Annotated in this window: 14 protein-coding genes and 2 pseudogenes; 11 read left to right on the top strand and 5 right to left on the bottom strand. The window is 66.0% G+C overall.

What is annotated here, in order from left to right; genetic code table 11:
• Nucleotides 1-69: 69 nt before the first annotated feature.
• Nucleotides 70-741 (bottom strand): GntR family transcriptional regulator, encoded by a 672-nt coding sequence (locus ACQCS0_RS01835; RefSeq protein WP_354223445.1) that lies wholly within the window; start codon nt 739-741, stop codon nt 70-72.
• Nucleotides 742-901: 160 nt separating this feature from the next.
• Here ACQCS0_RS01835 and glyA point away from each other — a divergent pair, with 160 nt between their 5' ends.
• From glyA to pdxS, 8 genes and pseudogenes are all read left to right on the top strand, one after another.
• Nucleotides 902-2242, top strand: coding sequence for a serine hydroxymethyltransferase (gene glyA, locus ACQCS0_RS01830; RefSeq protein WP_426939995.1), 1341 nt, complete (start codon nt 902-904; stop codon nt 2240-2242).
• Nucleotides 2239-3459: a sarcosine oxidase subunit beta family protein gene (locus tag ACQCS0_RS01825; protein ID WP_354156512.1), complete on the top strand. Its 1221-nt coding sequence runs from the start codon at nt 2239-2241 to the stop codon at nt 3457-3459. Before glyA ends, ACQCS0_RS01825 begins: the two co-directional genes overlap by 4 nt.
• A 27-nt stretch (nt 3460-3486) precedes the next feature.
• Entirely contained in the window at nt 3487-3909 is a 423-nt protein-coding gene (locus ACQCS0_RS01820; protein ID WP_354156511.1) for a sarcosine oxidase subunit delta, read from the top strand.
• Nucleotides 3906-6851: a sarcosine oxidase subunit alpha family protein gene (locus ACQCS0_RS01815; RefSeq protein WP_426939994.1), complete on the top strand. Its 2946-nt coding sequence runs from the start codon at nt 3906-3908 to the stop codon at nt 6849-6851. Before ACQCS0_RS01820 ends, ACQCS0_RS01815 begins: the two co-directional genes overlap by 4 nt.
• Nucleotides 6844-7479, top strand: coding sequence for a sarcosine oxidase subunit gamma (locus ACQCS0_RS01810; protein WP_426939993.1), 636 nt, complete (start codon nt 6844-6846; stop codon nt 7477-7479). The genes ACQCS0_RS01815 and ACQCS0_RS01810 overlap by 8 nt, the downstream gene beginning before the upstream one ends.
• Nucleotides 7479-8852, top strand: a complete 1374-nt coding sequence (locus ACQCS0_RS01805) for an L-serine ammonia-lyase (protein ID WP_426939992.1) — start codon at nt 7479-7481, stop codon at nt 8850-8852. Before ACQCS0_RS01810 ends, ACQCS0_RS01805 begins: the two co-directional genes overlap by 1 nt.
• Before the next feature lie 3 nt (nt 8853-8855).
• Entirely contained in the window at nt 8856-9749 is an 894-nt protein-coding gene (gene purU / locus ACQCS0_RS01800) for a formyltetrahydrofolate deformylase (protein ID WP_282331797.1), read from the top strand.
• 45 nt (nt 9750-9794) lie between these two features.
• A pseudogene (pdxS, locus tag ACQCS0_RS01795) lies at nt 9795-10644 on the top strand (pyridoxal 5'-phosphate synthase lyase subunit PdxS).
• Between the two features lie 129 nt (nt 10645-10773).
• Here the strand turns inward: pdxS and ACQCS0_RS01790 are convergent.
• Nucleotides 10774-12930, bottom strand: a complete 2157-nt coding sequence (locus tag ACQCS0_RS01790; protein ID WP_354156436.1) for a glycogen debranching N-terminal domain-containing protein — start codon at nt 12928-12930, stop codon at nt 10774-10776.
• Between the two features lie 167 nt (nt 12931-13097).
• On the opposite strand from ACQCS0_RS01790, the pseudogene ACQCS0_RS01785 reads away from it, so the two are divergent.
• Nucleotides 13098-13391, top strand: a pseudogene (locus ACQCS0_RS01785) (polysaccharide deacetylase family protein); the annotation flags it as partial.
• A gap of 8 nt (nt 13392-13399) precedes the next feature.
• On the opposite strand, the gene ACQCS0_RS01780 reads toward ACQCS0_RS01785, so the two are convergent.
• Genes ACQCS0_RS01780 through ACQCS0_RS01770 form a run of 3 tightly spaced genes read right to left on the bottom strand, consistent with a single transcriptional unit; the run spans nt 13400 to nt 16854 of the window.
• Entirely contained in the window at nt 13400-14401 is a 1002-nt protein-coding gene (locus ACQCS0_RS01780; RefSeq protein WP_354156435.1) for a ribokinase, read from the bottom strand.
• Nucleotides 14398-15825 carry an MFS transporter gene (locus ACQCS0_RS01775; protein WP_354156434.1) on the bottom strand — a complete coding sequence of 476 codons (1428 nt, stop codon included), beginning with the start codon at nt 15823-15825 and terminating at the stop codon, nt 14398-14400. The genes ACQCS0_RS01780 and ACQCS0_RS01775 overlap by 4 nt, the downstream gene beginning before the upstream one ends.
• Entirely contained in the window at nt 15826-16854 is a 1029-nt protein-coding gene (locus ACQCS0_RS01770; protein WP_354156433.1) for a nucleoside hydrolase, read from the bottom strand. It lies immediately after the preceding gene.
• Between the two features lie 147 nt (nt 16855-17001).
• On the opposite strand from ACQCS0_RS01770, the gene ACQCS0_RS01765 reads away from it, so the two are divergent.
• Together ACQCS0_RS01765 and ACQCS0_RS01760 are read left to right on the top strand one after the other, a co-directional pair.
• A complete protein-coding gene (locus ACQCS0_RS01765; RefSeq protein ID WP_426939506.1) occupies nt 17002-18039 on the top strand; it encodes a LacI family DNA-binding transcriptional regulator in 1038 nt (345 codons plus the stop codon).
• A gap of 53 nt (nt 18040-18092) precedes the next feature.
• Nucleotides 18093-19202 carry a (p)ppGpp synthetase gene (locus ACQCS0_RS01760; protein WP_354156432.1) on the top strand — a complete coding sequence of 370 codons (1110 nt, stop codon included), beginning with the start codon at nt 18093-18095 and terminating at the stop codon, nt 19200-19202.
• Nucleotides 19203-19219 lie beyond the last annotated feature (17 nt).

Genomic DNA, 19219 nt, shown 5'->3' with positions numbered 1-19219 from the left:
GCGACCGCGTCCCTTCGCGAGGAGGCTTCAAGGGGCGTCAACCGGGCAAGCTTTCGGGGGTCCGGGCTGCTAGAGCACCTTGCGGATGGTTTCCTCAAAGCTGGTGACGTGGTGCAGGGCAAGCTCGGCCGCCCTGTCGGCGTCGCCCGCGGCCACGGCCTTGAGCAGGTCCACGTGCTCGGTGATGTGGCCACTGACCGATGGAACCTTGTCCAGGACCAGGCACCAGATGCGCGTAGCCAGGTTGTCGTAGCGGATCAGCGTATCTTCCAGGTGCGGGTTGGCGGCCGCCTTGTAGATCAGCCGGTGAACCGTCAGGTCGTACCTCATGAGGTCCCGCGACTCCGCCAGGCCGGGCGCCAACCCCGCAATGGCATCGGCGACCTGCAGCAGTTCCCGCCGCATGGACTCGCTTGCCCTCGTTGCGGCTCGGCGTGCGGCCAAGGGCTCCAGCAGTTCCCGGATCGCCGAGACATCGGCCAGTTCCGTGAAGTCCACATTCGTGGCAAAAGTACCGCGGCGCGGATAGGACACCACCAGATGGTCTACCTCCAGCCGCTTGATGGCCTCTCGCACCGGCGTGCGGCCGAAGCCCAGCTCTGCCGCCAACTGCGCGTCATTGATCGGCTCGCCGGGGCGGATTTCGAGCATGATCAGCTTGTCGCGCAGCTGCCGGTAGGCGGCCTCCGCCTGCGACGGCGCTTCAACCTCGGCGGGAGGCAGTAGAGGAAGTGCATTCAAGGTGCCGCTCCATTCTTCGCGTGTGCGGCTTCGAGCTTCCAACCGGAAGCTCGAAGCCATCTTGCCACCGGCTATTGACTATTGTGTGATTCCAATCATACCATTGAGTCAACACTGATATATCAGTTACTACAACAGTGGTATTTCAAAGGAGCATTCCGTGGTTGAGCAGTTGAACGATCGACTTTCCCTCGTCGATCCCGAGGTCCAGCAGGCCATTAGCAATGAGCTGCTCCGCCAGCAGTCCACGCTGGAAATGATCGCCTCGGAGAATTTCGCCCCGTCCGCCGTCATGGAGGCGCAGGGCTCGGTCCTGACCAACAAGTACGCCGAGGGCTACCCCGGGAAGCGCTACTACGGTGGCTGCGAGCACGTGGACGTCATCGAACAGCTCGCCATCGACCGGGTCAAGGCATTGTTCGGGGCGGAATTCGCCAACGTGCAGCCGCACTCCGGCGCCCAGGCCAACGCCGCGGCCATGTTCGCCCTGCTGGACCCGGGCGACACCATCATGGGTCTGAGCCTGGCCCACGGCGGCCACCTCACCCACGGCATGAAGATCAACTTCTCCGGCAAGCTCTACAACGTAGTCCCGTACCACGTGCGTGAAGAGGACCTCCGGGTGGATATGGCCGAGGTCGAGGCACTCGCCCTCGAACACCGCCCGAAGCTGATCGTCGCCGGCTGGTCCGCCTACTCCCGCCAGCTCGACTTCGCCGAGTTCCGTCGGATCGCGGACCTCGTGGACGCCTACCTGATGGTGGATATGGCCCACTTCGCCGGCCTGGTGGCTGCAGGGCTGCACCCGAATCCGGTGCCCTACGCCGACGTCGTCACCACCACCACGCACAAGACCCTCGGCGGCCCTCGCGGCGGCGTCATCCTCGCCAAGGAAAAGTACGCCCGCAAGATCAACAGCGCCGTGTTCCCCGGCCAGCAAGGCGGCCCGCTGGAGCACGTCATCGCTGCCAAGGCCGTGGCCTTCAAGCTCGCCGGCACCCCTGAATTCAAGGAACGCCAGGAACGCGTCCTGCAAGGATCGAAGCTGCTGGCCGAACGGCTGCTCCGTGAGGACGTTGCCGCGGCCGGCATCTCCGTGGTCAACGGCGGCACGGACGTTCACCTGGTCCTGGTGGACCTCCGCCACTCGGAATTGGACGGCCAGCAGGCCGAAGACGCGCTGCACCGGATCGGCATTACGGTGAACCGCAACGCCGTACCGTTCGATCCACGCCCGCCGATGGTGTCATCCGGACTCCGCATCGGCACACCAGCCCTGGCCACCCGGGGCTTTGGTGCCGTGGAGTTCGCCGAGGTTGCGGACATCATCGCGACGGCGCTCATCGCCGCTGCCAGCGCTGCATCGCTTAGCGAGGACACCGCCGTCGAGCTCCGCGCCCGGGTGACGGCCTTGGCAGAACAATTCCCCCTTTACCCCCACCTCACCGCCGACGCCGCCTTGGCGGGCGTTGAGGCAGACATGATTGGAGCAGCCCAGTGAGCAACCAACAGCTCCCGGAGCACCCGGATTTCCTCTGGCGGAATCCGGAACCCAAGTCCTCCTACGACGCCGTGATTGTGGGCGGCGGCGGGCACGGCCTGGCTACCGCCTACTTTCTGGCCAAGAACCACGGGATGACCAACATCGCCGTCCTGGAAAAAGGCTGGCTGGCCGGCGGCAACATGGCCCGGAACACCACCATCATCCGTTCCAACTACCTCTGGGACGAGAGCGCGGCCATCTACGAGCACGCACTCAAGCTCTGGGAGATCCTGCCGGAGGAGCTCGAATACGACTTCCTGTTCAGCCAGCGCGGCGTGATGAACCTCGCCCACACCCTGGGTGACGTCCGTGAAAGCATGCGCCGGGTCGGAGCGAACAAGCTCAACGGCGTGGACGCGGAATGGCTGGATCCGCAGCAGGTCAAGGAACTCTGCCCCATCCTGAACATCAACGACAACATCCGTTACCCCGTGATGGGCGCCACGTACCAGCCCCGTGCGGGCATCGCCAAGCACGACCACGTGGCCTGGGCTTTCGCCCGCAAATGCGACGAACTCGGCGTGGACATCATCCAGAACTGCGAAGTCACCGGCTTCGTCAAGGACGGCAACCGCGTGGTGGGCGTCAAGACCAATCAAGGCACCATCAACACCGAAAAGGTGGGCCTGTGTGCTGCCGGGCACAGCTCGGTCCTGGCCGAAATGGCAGGCTTCCGGCTCCCCATCCAGTCGCACCCGCTGCAGGCGCTGGTCTCCGAACTGCACGAGCCGGTCCACCCCACCGTGGTCATGTCCAACCACGTGCACGTCTACGTCTCCCAGGCACACAAGGGCGAACTCGTCATGGGTGCCGGCGTGGACTCCTACAACGGCTACGGCCAGCGCGGCTCCTTCCACGTGATCGAGCACCAGATGGCTGCCGCCGTCGAACTCTTCCCCATCTTTGCCCGGGCACACGTGCTCCGGACGTGGGGCGGCATCGTGGACACCACCCTGGATGCCTCCCCCATCGTGGGCAACACCCCGGTGGAGAACATGTTCGTGAACTGCGGCTGGGGCACCGGCGGCTTCAAGGGCACCCCGGCCGCAGGCCTCACCTTCGCGCACAACATCGCCACCGGGACCCCGCACAAGCTGAACAAGCCGTTTGCGCTGGAACGCTTCGAAACCGGCGCCCTGATCGATGAACACGGCGCAGCCGCCGTCGCCCACTAGCCGCCGTCCCCCAGAAAGAAGACGCACATGCTGCTCATCCCCTGCCCCAACTGCGGCTCGCGCGACGAGACCGAGTTCCACTACGGCGGCCAGGCCCACGTGGCCTACCCGGAAAACCCCACCGAGCTGAACGACCGCGAATGGGCCGAATTCCTGTTCTACCGGGACAACACCAAGGGCGCCTTCGCCGAACGCTGGCTGCACAGCACCGGCTGCCGCCAGTGGTTCAACATGCTCCGCGACACCGTCACCTACGACATCCAGGCCGTCTACCCGATGGGCACGCCCCGGCCAGCACCGGCCAACCCGGCCGTCCCGGACTCAGGCACTGCCAGCACCGCCGCTGACAGCACCACCACCGGTACCGCCGCGCCCAGCATCTCGGGCACCAGCATTGCCCCGGCCGATTCCGCCCCCAGCACCACTGCCCCGAAGGGAGCAACCAAGTGACTTCCCAGAACGCCCGCCTCGCCGCCGGCGGACGCATCGACCGCACCATGTCCTGGCGCTTCACCGTGGACGGCGAGGAATTCACCGGACACCCCGGCGACACCCTCGCCTCGGCCCTGCTCGCCAACGGCCGGATCGCCGCCGGAAACTCGCTTTACGAGGACCGGCCCCGCGGCATCATGTCCGCCGGGGTGGAGGAAGCCAACGCACTGGTCCGGGTCGAAGCACGGTTCCCGGGCCATGTGGCCGAATCCATGCTCCCCGCCACCACAATCACTCTGGTGGACGGCCTGAAAGCGGACCTGCTCAACGGTTTGGGCCGCTTGGACCCCGAGGAAGATCGGGCTGAATACGACAAGAAGTACGTCCACACCGACGTGCTGGTGATCGGCGGTGGCCCCGCCGGCCTGGCCGCGGCCCGCGAAGCGGTCCGCACCGGCGCCCGCGTGATGCTCATGGACGACCAGCCCGAACTGGGCGGATCCCTCCTGTCCGGATCCACTGCGTCCGGACTGGCCGAGGACATCGAAGGCAAACCCGCCCTGGAATGGGTCGCCGACGTGGAAGCCGAACTCGTCTCCGGAGCCGAAAGCACGGTCCTGAACCGCACCACGGCCTTCGGCGCCTACGACGCCAACTACGTCATCGCGGTCCAGAACCGCACCGACCACCTGTCCAGCCCGGCAGCGCCCGGTGTATCCCGGCAGCGGATTTGGCACGTGCGTGCCAAGCAGGTGGTGCTGGCCCCCGGCGCCCACGAACGGCCCCTGGTGTTTGAGAACAACGACCGCCCCGGCATCATGCTCGCCTCGGCCGTCCGCAGCTACCTCAACCGCTACGCCGTCGCCGCCGGGCAGCGCGTGGTCATCAGCACCACCAACGACAGCGCCTACGCCCTCGCCGCGGACCTCCGCGCCGCCGGCGTGAAGGTTGCCGCCGTCGTCGACGCCCGCCCGCAGCTCACCGCCGTGGCAGGTGCCGCCGTCGAAGCCGGCACCCGGGTGCTGATCGGCAGCGCCGTTGCCAACACCGCATCCAGCCGTGCAGATGGCCGCGTTGCGGGCGTCACCGTCCGCAGCATCAACGACGACGGCGAACTCACCTCCGGCGTCGAGGAAATCGCCTGCGACCTGCTGGCAGTTTCCGGTGGTTGGAGCCCGCTGGTGCACCTCCACTCCCAGCGCCAGGGCAAGCTGCGCTGGGACGAGGACCTGGCCGCTTTCGTGCCGAGCACCGTGGTCCCGAACCAGCAGTCCATCGGCTCCGGCCGCGGCAGCTTCGAACTCCTTGACTGCGTCGACGAAGGCATCTCCGCCGGAGCCGCGGCTGCCATTGCGGCGGGCTTCGCCTCGGAAACCGAGCCGACCACTCTTGGCGAGCCGAAGGCCTCCGCCCCGACCCGCCAGCTGTGGCTGGTGCCCGGTCAGACCGGCGGCCCGGATGACTGGCACCACCACTTCGTGGACTTCCAGCGCGACCAGTCCGTGGCCGATGTCCTGCGGTCCACCGGCGCCGGCATGCGGTCCGTGGAGCACATCAAGCGCTACACCTCGATCAGCACCGCCAACGACCAAGGCAAGACCTCAGGGGTCAACGCGATCGGCGTTATCGCAGCGGCGCTGCGGACCGCCGGCGAAGCCTCCCGTGGCATCGGCGACATCGGCACCACCACCTACCGTGCACCGTTCACCCCGGTGGCGTTCTCGGCCCTCGCCGGACGCCAGCGCGGCGAACTCTTCGATCCCGCCCGCCTCACGTCGGTCCACCCGTGGCACGTCGGGCAGGGTGCCCTGTTCGAGGACGTGGGGCAGTGGAAGCGGCCCTGGTACTACCCTCAGGCCGGGGAGGATATGGACGCTGCCGTGCTCCGGGAGTGCGCCGCCGTCCGCGAATCCGTCGGTTTTATGGACGCCACCACCCTGGGCAAGATCGAAATCCGGGGCAAGGACGCCGGTGAGTTCCTCAACCGGATGTACACGAACGCGTTCAAAAAGCTCGCCCCGGGTTCCGCCCGCTACGGCGTGATGTGCATGGCGGACGGCATGATTTTCGACGACGGCGTGACCCTGCGCCTGGATGCGGACCGGTTCTTCATGACCACCACGACCGGCGGCGCCGCGAAGGTGCTGGACTGGCTGGAGGAATGGCTGCAGACCGAATGGCCTGAGCTGGACGTGCACTGCACCTCGGTGACCGAGCAGTGGTCCACCATTGCCGTCGTCGGGCCCAAATCCCGGGCGGTGCTCGCCAAGGTGGCGCCGGAACTGGCAGCAGACGGCGGACTCGAAGCAGATGCCTTCCCGTTCATGACATTCCGGGAAACCACACTGGCTTCCGGCGTCCAGGCACGGATCTGCCGGATCTCGTTCTCCGGCGAACTGGCCTACGAGATCAACGTGCCGTCCTGGTACGGGCTGAACACCTGGGAAGCGGTGGCCGCAGCCGGGGCTGAATTCAACATCACCCCCTACGGCACCGAAACAATGCACGTGCTCCGCGCAGAGAAGGGTTACCCGATCGTTGGCCAGGACACCGACGGTACGGTCACCCCGCAGGACGCGGGGATGGAATGGGTGGTCTCGAAGGCCAAGGACTTCATCGGCAAACGCTCCTACGCCAGGACCGACGCCCAGCGCGCGGACCGCAAGCACCTGGTCAGCGTCCTGCCCGTGGACGGAACGCTGAGGCTGCCCGAAGGCACCCAGCTTGTGGAAAAGGGCATCGCCACGAACCCCGCCTACGGCCCGGTCCCCATGGAGGGGTTCGTGACCTCGAGCTACCACAGCGCCGCCCTGGGCAGGTCCTTCGCGCTGGCCCTGATCAAGAATGGCCGCAACCGCATCGGCGAGACCCTGGTGGCCGCAGCCGGCGACCAGCTCGTTGACGTTGTTGTGGCAGAAACCGTACTTTTTGACCCCGAAGGGACCCGCAAAGATGGCTAACACAGCAGCACTCGACGGCATCAATGGACTCCGCGACATCCGCCGCAGCCCTGCCTCACACCTGGCCGCGGCAATGGATGCCGGCTCCATCCAGGGAACGGTGGTCCTGAAAGAAGGCCTGTTCCAGACCATGGCCGGCGTCCGGGTGGATCCCCGCTCCGAAGAAGGCTTACGGATCGCCGCCGTCACCGGCGGCCTGCCGGCACGCTGCGGCGACGTGGGCGGCACGGACCGCGTCACCGTTCTTTGGCTGGGACCCTCCGAGTTCCTGGTGGTGGCACCGGAAGAAGCCCACGATTCCCTGGGCGGTGACCTCATCGGCTCTCTCGTGGCCGCGCTGGGCGACGCGCCGGGCCAGGTTGTGGACCTCTCCGCCAACCGCACCACGTTCGAACTCTCCGGTCCGCGTGCCCGGGCCGTCCTGGAAAAGGGCTGCGCCCTGGACCTGCACCCCCGCAGCTTCACCACGGGTGCAGCCCTGTCCACCGAGGTAGGCAATATCCCGGTGGTCCTGCAGAAGACCGGGGAGGAAAGCTACCGGATCTTCCCCCGGGCCTCGTTCGCGGAGTTCCTGGGCCGTTGGCTCCTGGACGCAATGAGGGAGTTCGCTTCCCCCGAGGTGCCCTGATGGCGCTTAGCGCCCTGGACCTGTTTTCCGTTGGCATCGGGCCGTCGTCCTCACACACGGTCGGCCCGATGCGGGCGGCAAAACTGTTCGCTGACGGGCTTAAGAGCGGTGGGCTCCTGAGCTCAACCACCCGGGTCCGGGCCGAACTGTTCGGCTCCCTTGGTGCCACCGGGCGGGGCCACGGCTCCGACAAGGCGGTGGTACTGGGCCTGCAGGGCCTGGACCCGGAGACGGTGGATACCTCCACCGCCGACGACCAGGTGGCCGCAGCCGCCCTCGACGCCGAACTTATGATCTGCGGGGATCACCGGGTGGACTTCAACTGGGATGAGGACGTAGTACTGCACCGCCGCAAGTCCCTCCCCGCCCACCCCAACGGCATGAGCTTCCGGGCCCTGGACCACACCGGGACCGTCCTTAGCGAACGGAGCTTCTACTCCATCGGCGGCGGCTTTGTAGTGGACGGCGACGCCGATTCCGGCGACAGGGTGGTGGCCGATGACACCGCCCTGCCATACCCGTTCACCAGCGCCGACGAACTCCTGGCGATCTGCAAGCGCGAGGGCATGTCCATCTCCGACGTGATGCTCGCCAACGAACTCACCTGGCGCAGCGAAGCGGAGCTCCGCGAGAAGCTGCTGGCACTCTGGGCCGTGATGCGCGAGTGCGTGGACAACGGCTGCGCCGCGGAAGGAATCCTTCCCGGCGGGCTCAACGTCAGGCGGCGCGCGCCGTCGTTATTCAAGACCCTGACCGCGGATACGGGCGTCACCGATCCCCTCCGGGCGATGGAATGGGTCAACCTGTTCGCCCTCGCCGTCAACGAGGAAAACGCCGCGGGCGGGCGGATTGTCACCGCTCCCACCAACGGCGCGGCCGGCATCGTGCCTGCCGTCCTGCACTACTACGTCAAGTTTGTTCCGGGGGCCGACGATGACGGTGTGGTCCGCTTCCTCCTCGCGGCGGCCGCCGTCGGGATTCTTTTCAAGATCAACGCCTCCATCTCCGGCGCCGAAGTCGGCTGCCAGGGCGAAGTGGGCTCTGCCTGTTCCATGGCTGCAGCGGGCCTGTGCGAGGTCCTCGGCGGCACCCCCGAACAAGTGGAAAACGCCGCCGAAGTGGGGATCGAGCACAACCTCGGGCTGACCTGCGACCCGGTGGGCGGCCTGGTGCAGATCCCCTGCATCGAGCGGAACGCCATCGCCAGCGTCAAGGCGATCAACGCCGCGCGGCTGTCCCTTCACGGGGACGGCCGCCACAAAGTGTCCTTGGACAAGGCCATCAAAACCATGCGTGAGACAGGAGCGGACATGAAAACCAAATACAAGGAGACCTCCCGCGGAGGTCTCGCCGTCAACGTGATCGAGTGCTGAGCCATGACCGACATCCAGACTGAAACACGCCCGTTACCGGTCACCACCGTGGAACACGTCCTGACGCTGGACTGCCCCGAGACGCCGGGCATCGTCCACGCCGTCTCAGGTTTCCTGCTGGAGCATGGCTGCGACATCGTGGACAGCAAGCAGTTCGGCGAACGGTCGGAGGCGCACTTCTTTATGCGCGTGCACTTCGCGTCCGACGGCGATGCCTCCACCGCTGAGGCGTTGCGGGCCGCTTTTGGCCCGGTGGCGGAGCGGTTCGGGATGAGTTGGCGGCTGGAGCGGCACGGCGCCAAGCGCCGCGTGCTGATCATGGTGTCCAAGTTCGGCCACTGCCTCAACGACCTGCTGTTCCGCGCCAGAACCGGCGAGCTTCCCGTGGAGATCGCCGCTGTGGTCTCCAACCACACGGACCACCAGACGCTGGTGGAATGGCACGGCATTCCGTTCTTCCACGTGCCCGTCACCGCCGACACCAAGCCCGCCGCCGAGGCCCGGCTGCTGGAACTGGTGGACGAATTCGACGTGGAACTGGTGGTGCTGGCCCGCTACATGCAGGTGCTCAGCGACGAACTCACGCGCAAGCTCGACGGGCGCGCCATCAACATCCACCACTCGTTCCTGCCCAGCTTCAAGGGCGCCAAGCCGTATCACCAGGCGTACGCGCGCGGTGTGAAGACCGTGGGGGCCACCGCCCACTACGTCAACGCCGAGCTCGATGAAGGTCCGATCATCTCCCAGCAGACCGTTGAGGTAGACCACACCTACGGCCCCGAGGACCTGGTCGCTGCCGGCCGGGACACCGAGTGCAAGGCACTGTCCAACGCCGTGCGCTGGCACTGCGAAGGCCGCGTGATCCTGCAGGGCAACAGGACCGTCGTACTGCGCTGATAGCTGTCCGGCCAGAAGCACGGCAGAAGCTGCGTCACGCGGGGCATGGCTGAGATGCTCAAGGGCGGCGTCATCATGGACGTCGTCAACGTTGAACAGGCCCGCATCGCCGAAGACGCCGGTGCCGTTGCCGTCATGGCCCTGGAACGTGTTCCGGCCGATATCCGCGCCCAGGGCGGCGTGTCCCGCATGTCGGACCCGGACATGATCGAGGCGATCATCGACGCCGTCTCCGTGCCGGTCATGGCCAAGGCCCGGATCGGCCACTTCGTCGAAGCCCAGGTCCTGCAGTCGCTGGGCGTGGACTACATTGACGAGTCCGAGGTCCTGACCCCGGCCGACTACGTCCACCACATCGATAAGTGGAACTTCACGGTTCCCTTCGTCTGTGGCGCCACCAACCTCGGTGAGGCGCTGCGCCGCATCAACGAGGGCGCGGCCATTATCCGTTCCAAGGGCGAGGCCGGCACCGGCGATGTCTCCAACGCCACCGGGCACATGCGCCAGATCCGCGCCGAGATCGCCAAGCTTGCCGCCTTGCCCGAGGACGAGCTCTACGTCGCGGCCAAGGAACTGCAGGCCCCGTACGAACTGGTCAAGGAAGTTGCCGCCGCCGGCAAGCTCCCCGTGGTGCTGTTCACCGCGGGCGGCATTGCCACCCCGGCTGACGCTGCGATGATGATGCAGCTCGGCGCTGACGGCATGTTCGTCGGTTCCGGTATCTTCAAGTCCGGCAACCCCGCCCAGCGCGGCCGCTGCCGTGGTCAAGGCCACCACATTCTTTGACGACCCCGACGTCATCGCCAAGGCCTCCCGCGGCCTCGGCGAAGCCATGGTCGGCATCAACGTCGACGACATCCCGCAGCCCCACCGCCTCGCCCAGCGCGGCTGGTAGGCCACACGATGAGATCAGACTGATTGACAGCCCTCGTAACGATCGGTCCGACCTGATCGACGCGACTCCTTCCCGCGCCAACACCTTCGATAAGCCTCGGAAAGGGCAGCATTCCGTCCTTGGTTCCAGTTATTGCATCGGCCTTCGGCGCTGGCTGGCCTTCTCCACCAGTTCTGTCATCCATGGGCGGTGCCCGCTGTGGAATTCCATTCCTTGGGGCAGGCCTTGGACGACTGGGACTGAATTGTTGATGTCTATGGTGATACGGCCTCCGGCCATGGGTGCGTTGGTGATGTGGAGGTCGCCGTAGGATTCCGGGAGCACCGGGTCCATCCATACGCCGCCCCGGGATACGTGGGCGTCATAGCGCATCAGGCTCGTCAAAAGCAGGATCGGAGAAGTCGCTGCCCAGGCCTGGGGCGAGCATGCTGTCGGGTAGGGCACGGGCTCGGCGAAGTGGTCCCTGCTGAAACCGCAGAACAGTTCCGGCAGCCGGCCTCCGGAGTACTCGGCCGCCTCCAGCAGGGCGGTGGAGATCCGCTGGGCTTCCGCCACGAAGCCGTAACGCACCAGGCCGGCCTGGATAATCGCATTGTCGTGTGGCCACACCGAGCCGTTGTGGTAGCTGGCCGGGTTGTAGGCGCCCATGTCGCTGGCCAGGGTGCGGATGCCCCAGCCGCTGAACATCTCCGGGGACATCAGATGTTCAACCACCATCGGGGCCTTGTCCTCGTCAATGAGGCCCAGCCATAGGCAGTGGCCCATGTTGGAAGCGCATGCGTCGACTTTCTGTTTCTTCCCGTCGAGGGCGACGGCGTAGTAGCCGAGCTCAGGGAGCCAGAACTGTTCGTTGAACTGCTTTTTCAGTTGCGCTGCTCGTTCGGCGAGCCCGTCCGCCAGGTCCGCATCCCCGGCGTCGTATGCCATCCATGCCCTGGCGAGGTAGGCGGCGTAGACATAGGCCTGTACCTCGCAGAGAGCGATTGGAGGTTCAGCCAGGGTGCCGTCCGCGAAGTTGATGCCGTCCCAGGAGTCTTTCCAGCCCTGATTGATCAGGCCCTGCGGATTGAGGCGTTGATACTCGACGAACCCATCGCCGTCTTTGTCCCCGTAGTCGCGGATCCAGTCCAGCGCCCGGTCGGCGTGGGGCAGCAGGGCGGCGATGGTGTCCTTGGCGAATCCCCAGCGGCTAACAGCCCCGAGGACGTCTACAAACAGTGGGGTCGCGTCGACGCTGCCGTAGTAAGTGGACTTGCCTCCGAGTGATAGTCCGCTGGAGACGTCGAGCCTAACCTCATGGAGGATTTTTCCCGGTTCCTCTTCGCTCATGGGGTCCACCACGGTGCCTTGGCGGTCGGCCAGCGTTTGAAGGGTGCCTAAGGCCAGGGAGGGGTCCACTGGCAGGGCCATTTGCGAGGCCCAAAGTGAGTCGCGGCCGAATAGGGTCATGAACCAGGGTGCCCCGGCGGCTACCACGACCCTGTCCGGGTGCTTCGGGTCCTCGATGCGGAGGGCGCCGAGGTCATCGTAGCTGCGACGCAGCGTGCGTTCGATTGACGGGCTTCCCAGGTGGAGCACGGGGATCTTCGCCACCCACTCCCGCCGGCGCCTGTCACTTTGCGATAATCCGTCACCCTCAGCATGGGCGAACGAGGGGGCGCTGACTCCCTCCATGCCGGGCACCGCCGTAAGGGTGGTGCTCCACTGGCCGTGGGCGGCGATGGAAGTCCGGTATGTGATGGCGTCGAGCGCTACATGCGCTCCCGGGGCCTGGATCACAACGCCTTTCCGCACGTCTTGCCAGAGAGCACGGATGGTCAGTACTCCTGCCGCCGCTTGGCGGCGTTCATCCCAGTGCCGCTGAATCCTCGCTTCCTTCACCTCAAAGAGATCGGCGAAGTCCGCTTCAACCGTCAGAGAGATCAAGCACTGGACAGGGGCCAACGAGAAATTCCGGACAGTAACCTGCTCCTGAATACCGGCTCCGACCTCGCGGAGCCGTTCAACGATCAGGGGGCTGTCGGCATACCCGTCCGAGCGGGGAACGCGCCCGGCAAACAACGCACGATACGGCTCCTTCGTCTCTGCCGTCAGTGGCTCCAACTGCTGCCCATTAATGGTCAGGCTCCACTTGGACAGGATCCGGGTGTCCTGGACGAAAAGGCCATGGGGATGTTCCGGGTGGATGTCGCCGTTCGGCAAAGAGATGCAGAACGACGATCCCTCTACAAGGGTGACCCCAGCTCCCAAGGGACCAGCCGCCGTCTCAGAGTTCCACCCAGCCATCCTGCCCTCCTCAAAAACTAACACCCGTGCCAGCTCGGCTTTATGATCGGGCCGCTGCCGTCGAAGCTAACTCTCTGATCGACGGTACGCGCGCTTACGCTCCGACGCCAGAGACTTCTTTTTACCTCGTCGGGGATCATCCCATGCCTCAATTGGGGTAAGCGGGCACGCGCCGGATGTCCCTCATGACCCACCAGTCCTACGGGCCCAAAGTGGCGGTGCCGCGCCTGCTGCAAATTCTCCAGCGGCAGGACATTCGGGCCACCTTCTTCGTTCCCGGCTTCACGGCAGGCTGTTACCCGGACACGGTCCGGCGCATCGTGGACGCCGGGCACGAGGTGGCCCACCACGGTTACCTGCACGAACCCATGCAGGGGATCGACGCGGGGACCGAGGCCCGGTACATCGGCCGCGGGCTGGAAGCTCTCGCCAAGGTCGGCGTGGAGCCGGTGGGTTACCGGCAGCGGAGTCATCGAAGGCCCGGCCAACACAGAGGGTGTCCATCCGAAGCGACCACGCGCTCCACGTCCGCTACCTCCGGATAGGCTGCCTGGGTTCCCTTGCGGGTGGTGGCCAGCGCGGCGGCAATCGAGGCGAAAGCGGCGGCGTCAGCCAATGGCGCCCCGGCTGCCAGGCGGGCGGCTACCGCCCCAGTGAAGGCGTCGCCCGCGCCGGTGGTGTCCACGGCCTTGACCTTGATGGGCGCCACCCGGACTAGCTGCTGCCCGGAAGGCGCCAGCGAATCCAGCACCACTGAGCCGTTGGCCCCCAGCGTGACCAGGACGCGTTGGAGGCCCCGCTCGGCGAAGTGCAGCCTGACCGCTTCCCAGTCGCTTAGATCCGCGTCGCTGCCGGGAATGGCGGCGGAGCCGAGGAACAGCGACGCCTCATGGGCGTTGACCAGCAGGACATCGGTCAGGTCCGCCAGCTGTTGCGGGATTTCCGCGTAAGGCGAGAGATTCAGCAGAACTGTGGCGCCGGCGTCGTGCCCTGCCCGGGCGGCGGCCTCAACCGTGTCAAGGCTGACCTCCAGGCAGAGACAGACCACCGCGACGCCGTCGAACGCCTCAGCCTCGACGGCGACGTCCGCCGGCGAGAGGGTGCCGTTGGCGCCGGCCGAGATGATGATGTTGTTCTCGCCGTTGGAATCCACGGCGATGACGGCGACGCCGGTGACTTCAGTTGCTGAGGTCCGTACGCCGGAGATGTCCACCCCGGCGCCGGCAGCGGATGACTGGAGCATGTCGCCGTTGGCGTCCGCACCGACGGCGCCTACCAGGCTGACGTTTCCGCCCAGCAGGCTGGCGGCGACGGCCTGGTTGGCGCTCTTGCCACCGGGGTTCACGGCGAATCCGTTGCCGTGCACCGTCTCGCCGGGCAGCGGCAGCCGCTCGCAATAGATGGTCAGGTCAGCGTTCAGGGACCCGACGACGACGATCCTGGCCTGGGAGCCGGCTGTTGCGGAACTCATTCGGCTACCTCAGCCTCGACGGGCTTGGGGATGAGGAGCGACGCGGCAAACGCCAGGACGGTAATGACCAGGCCGGTGACCACAACGGTCATGTACGACGCCGCGGCATCGCCGAGGGCCGAGGTGGCCACCAGCACGGCAGGCAACACCAGGAAGCTCAGGCCGGCACCCAGGTTAAAGGCGCCCGCGTTCATGCCGGGCAGGAAGCCGGGATTTCCGGCGGGTGAGAGGACAACTCCGAGTCCGTTCAACATGATGTTGACCGTACCGGCGTACATGATGCCCAGCAAGACGGTTCCGGCGATCATCATGGGCAGGCTGCTGAGGCCGAAGAACGCGATGATGGCCAGGGCGGCGATGCTGCCGAGCATGCCCATGCGCAGGACCTTGGTGTAGCCGAGAATAGGCGCGAGCCTGCCGCTGATGGGGCCCACCAGCCAGCCGAGCAGGGCGTACGGGGTGAGGATGATGAGCGACATTTCGGTCGGGCCGATGCCGAACCCCGGGTCCGCCGCTTGCACATACGCCGGCACGATTCCGTTGATGACGGCGAAAATACCGGTCATGGTCAGCGTGGTGGTCAGCAGCGGCGCCCAGGTGGAGCGCTGGCGCAGGTGCACGGTTTCCACCATGGGCTCTTTGGCCCGCTTTTCCACGGTCCAGAAGCAGAAGAAGGCGACGGCGGCAACCACCACGAGCCCGATGGACAGCAGGAGGGTGCCGGGGGCGAAGGCGCCCACCAGCTTGGAGCCCTCGTTGAGGGCCGTGAGCAACGCACCCACAGCAACCACGATAAAGAACACGCCCAGCCAGTCCATGGAGGTGCCGGCGGCCGGCTTGCTTTCGCCGGCAAGGAAAGCGATCAGGGCCGTGGCGACGACGGCCAGGACCACCATCAGCCAGAAGATGCTGCGGAACCCGAAGTGCTCGGCGAAGTAGCCGCCCACAAACGAGTCCACGCCGGCCACGCCGCCGTTGACCGCGGTGATGAGGCCCATAAGCGTCCCGTATTTGCGCGGGTTGCTGACTGCGGAGCGCAGCATGATCAGGCACAACGGCACGGTGGGGCCACTGACGCCCTGGATGATGCGGCCCACAAAGAGCCAGGTGACGTCCGGGGCCATGGCCGCAATGACGGATCCGACGGCCATCAGGAGCATCATGGCGATCAGGATCTTCTTGCGGCCGATGATGTCGCTCAGCCGGGGCAGGAAGAGGGAGAACAGGGCGGCTGCGGTGAAGAACCAGGTCTGGGAGAGGCCGATCACGGCCTGATCGGTGTTCAGTTCCTTGCCCATGGTGACCAGTGCAGGGCTGAGCATGGAGGCGTTGAGCTGGAAGGCGACGCACGCGGCCAGAAGGGCGACCATCAGGGCGGTGACGTTGCCCCGGCTGGTCTTTGCCTCGGTGAGGGTGGCACTCATCTACTTGCCTCCCGTGGCTGCTGCACGGCTGGCAGCTTCAAGAACGGCCGGTTCGCCGATCCGCTCCAGGGCATCTGTGACGAGTTCCCAGAAACGGGCGTGGTCCAGGTCAACGGCCACGGACGTGGTGCAGTCGTCCGGCGCGGGGGCCCGGAAGTCGGCCACGGTCATGCCAAGGGTCAGCGTGCCCTGGAGCTCGATGTCCACCGGAACCTTGCGGGTGGTGACGATGCTGGGATCGATCACGTAGGCCACGGCGCACGGATCGTGGACGGGCGGGAAGTCAAAGCCCTGGGCGTCCTTATAGGTCTGGGTGAAGAACTCCATCAGTTCCATCACGAACTTGGCGGGTCCGGTGCCCACGGCGGCGATCTTCTCGACGACGTCCGGGGTGGCGAGGGCCTGGTGAGTGAGGTCCAGGCCCACCATCACCACCGGCCACTTCTCGTTGAACACGATGTGGGCGGCCTCGGGGTCGATGATGATGTTGAATTCGGCCACGGCGCTCCAGTTGCCCACGTGGTAGCCGCCGCCCATCAGGACAACTTCCTGGACGCGTTCCACAATGCGCGGTTCCTTGCGGGCTGCCAGCGCGATGTTGGTGAGGCCGCCGGTGGGAACAAGCGTGACCGTGCCGGCTTCGTGGGCCATCACGGTTTCAATGATGAGGTCGACGGCGTGGCGCGGGTCCAGTTCGATGGTGGACTCGGGCTGCGCCGGGCCGTCCATGCCCGTCTCGCCGTGGATGGACGGCGCGGTTTCGATGGTGCGGACCAGGGGCCGGCCGCAACCGGCGGCAAAAGGCACTCCGGTGATACCGGCGATGGTCCCGACTGCGAGCGCGTTCCGGGTGACCTTTTCGAGCGTCTGGTTGCCCACGACAGTGGTGACTGCCAGAAGCTCAATGTCAGGGTTGCCGTGCGCAAGCAGGATAGCCACGGCGTCGTCATGCCCCGGGTCACAGTCAAGAATGATCTTTTTACGGGCGGGTTTTATCGGTTTGGATTCCACGCTAAATCTCCACGTCATTGGGGCCTGCCGAGGCAGTGGCCGAAAGTATTCAGTGTGATCATGGCACCCGTCGGGGCCACGCGTCAAGCGCTTGACGTGCCTGCAGATCAAGCGCTTAACGTAGTGGTGGGTGGCTTCGCTTCACCGGCCTACTACGATCGAGGTATGGAATCCGCGGAGCAGGTGCAGCCATCCGTCCGCCCGCGGCGGATCACGGCGGCCATGGTCGCGGCCCGCGCCGGCGTCTCGGCGGCGACGGTTTCCCTGGTGGCCAATGGCAAGACTGCCGGCCGCGTCTCCGAGGACAACATCGCCAGGGTGCGGGAGGCCATTTCCGAGCTCGGCTACGTCGTGGACAGCCTGGGCAGCTCGCTGGCCAAAGGCGTCAGCTCCATGGTTTTACTCGTGGCCCCGGACATCTCCAACCCGTTTTTCGCCAAGGTGATCGCGGGTGTCCGGGAGTCGCTCGGGGCTAATTACCAGCTGCTGCTGTCCGTTACCGACGCCGGGGAGTTCCCGCAGGCGGACGACGTCCGGAAGCTGATGGCGCTCCGGCCGGCCGGGCTTCTGGTTGACGCTCCCAACGCCGAATTCCTGGAAGAACTGTCCGCCGCCGGCCCCGTAGTCCTGTTGGACGCGCCGGGGCTTGAGGCCTACGCCCCGTCCGTTAATCTGGACGTTGCGCACGGCGCGCGCCAGCTGGCCGCGCATTTGGCGGATGTTGGACACCGCCGGGTGGCCTACGTGGACAGCGTGACAGGCACGGCCACATTCGAGGTCAGACGCCGCGCCTTCCTGGCCGCGGCCAACGCACACGGAATGTCGGTGCCCGCTGACGGCATCATCAGTACCACCATCGACGTCGGCGCGTCCGCCGCCGCATTCGCCGCCGCCTGGCCGGCGTGGCAGCATTCCGGGGTGACCGCCGTCGTCTGTTGCACAGACACCCACGCCTACGGGGTGCTGCAGGAAGCACGCGTGGCAGGCGTGCAAATCCCGGGCCAGCTGGCCATCGCCGGCTTCGATGATCTGCCGTATTCCGCGACGAGTAATCCCAGCCTGACCAGCGTCCACCTTCCGGCAACCTCGCTGGGGCTGAAGGCAGGTGGGCAGCTGCGACGGCTAATGGAAGGCCACCGGTTGGAGCAGCCGCAGCTGACGCTGGAAAGCTCTCTGGTGGTCCGCAACTCCACTTCGGCATAACACTGCGCCAGGCATGACAAGCCACTGTCACACGCCCGCCGTAAGCTGTGTGCATGCCGAGTAACTGGGACAGCCTGGACATCAGCCTGCGTGAATCCGTACAGGAGAACGTGGAGATCTACGAGCGCGTCCGCCCTGCCCTGAAGCTGGTCACCAAGGACGTTCTCCACATCCTCCGCGACATGTTGAAGGACACCGAGGTCACACCGCTGTTTGTCACCGGGCGCACCAAGTCGGTGGAATCGTTCCGGGAGAAGATTTCCCGGATTGAGGAACCGCTGGAACCCGGCGGCCCCCCGGTGTTGAAATTCCCGGACCCGTTCCGCACCCTCAACGATATGGTCGGCGTGCGCGTCATCACCAAACTGCCCACCGAGAACGCCTTGGTGGCCAACATCATCAAGCGCCAGCGGCAGGTATTCGACTGCCGCGGTGACCGCGAGAAGGACATCGGTTCCATCGAGTCCGGCACCTACGGTTATTCCAGCCGCCACCTCATCTTGCGCACAATCCAGAACGAGGCCGTCAAGAATTACCAGCAAGCCGTCAACCCGGAGATTCCGGCCAACGGCAGCTACTTCTTCGAATGCCAGATCCGCACCGTCTTCGCCCACGCCTGGAGCGAGATCGAGCACGACATCCGCTTCAAGGCCGAGGACCCCCGCGCCTGGACCCCCCATTTCGATCGGCAGTTCACCGCCACCGCCGCCATGCTGGAAACCGTGGAAAGCGCCTTTGCGGACCTGCACGAACGTTACGAGGAAGTCCGCAGCTACTGGGATGTCGAGGGTGAGGGGGCCGCGCAGCTCACTCCCAACCGGATCCGTGACGTCTGGCGCACGCTGCTGCCGCACGTGGACCGCAAAGTCGATGATGACTGGGGCTGGGCCGCCGAGCTCATGGCCGCCCACGGACTCAACCAGACCGTCCAGCTCGCCGGCCTGCTCAGCGCCCAGCGGATCACCAAGGTCCGCAAGGCGCTGGACCACCGCTACTCCCCCGGCCCGGACCGCCTGCTGGATGACCTCCTGCTCTGGCAGTACGGCACCAAACACATTGACCTCACCGCAGAGACGGCCGACACCGTCCCGCACCCTCGGCGCGACAGCCTCCTGCGGCGGCTCAAACAGATCGAGCGCTACCGCCAGACCAAGTCCGAGTAGGTCAATCGCGGAGCCGC

Origin of the sequence: Pseudarthrobacter sp. S6, from assembly GCF_050156575.1 — a bacterium.
Lineage (GTDB): Bacteria > Actinomycetota > Actinomycetes > Actinomycetales > Micrococcaceae > Arthrobacter.
The sequence above is the reverse complement of the archived record's forward strand: the minus strand, read 5'-3'. Positions and strand labels throughout refer to the sequence as shown.